The sequence below is a fragment of the bacterium genome (genome assembly GCA_024228115.1).
Taxonomy (GTDB): domain Bacteria; phylum Myxococcota_A; class UBA9160; order UBA9160; family UBA6930.
Map to the genome: position 1 here is coordinate 1 of JAAETT010000279.1, position 937 is coordinate 937.

1 protein-coding gene is annotated in these 937 nt (G+C 40.6%); it reads right to left on the minus strand.

What is annotated here, in order from left to right:
* Positions 1–280: 280 nt before the first annotated feature.
* Entirely contained in the window at positions 281–595 is a 315-nt protein-coding gene (locus GY937_12580; GenBank protein MCP5057543.1) for a hypothetical protein, read from the minus strand.
* Positions 596–937 lie beyond the last annotated feature (342 nt).

The window sequence follows — 937 nt, forward strand, 5'->3', positions numbered from 1 at the left end:
GAGGGCTTGAAACGACTTCTGTTGTTGCTAGTTGCTTGCCGTATGGGTAGGGATATGGTGGTGAAGTGTTTAGGGGTGTGGTTGTTTTCTTTTGCTGTGGGGTTGGTGGTTTTGTGTTTGTCGTGTTTTTTGTTTGTCCCCCTTTTGCCCGGGCCGGGTTTGGGCCAGGCTGGGTCGGGTAGGGCCGGGCCGCATACAGTTCTACACACATATAGATATATAGGCGACGATTAGACGCCTGTTCCATTAGCACCAAAAAACTACTTGTAAAAATTTTTTACTACACATCAAAAGTCATAAATAAGGCGCTAGGTAATAATATATTACGCCAACCGCCACGTTCACAAACCCAGGCGTTAAGCTCAATATCTAACACCGATCCTAACCAACCGCCCACCAAACTACTTCTATCGTTTCCTTCGCGCGCCATTCTTATCGCCACAACTCCCGCATAAACAAATAGCGCGATCACACGTTCTAAACTAACAGTTTCAATTAGCCCCCAAGCAATACAGAAAAAATCGGTTATATTCTCGCAATGCCTACTTAATTCGATTAATTCATTTTCATTTTCACTCAAAAACTCATTACACAAACAGCGTATTATAATTCTTTCTACTAACGATGACGGTGGCAAATCAACTTGCCCATAATTAATCAGATTATTTCACACAAAACAACTATTTATATAATCTTCTGCTAACACATAAGCCGTCGCATCGTCGCACTGCATTTTTAAAATTCATAAACATGCGTTTTACATAATAAATTCAACAATTTACCTCTTATACATGGCTTTGTTCGCTCAAGAATACCTAAGGTTCCGTTATTTTCAACAATGTAACACAATAATGCGTGCGCATCGTAGTCCAGTTGTAAATTATTCAACAGCGCGCTGCTTAAAATATTTGCATCCACACTTGATCTGCTCATAACA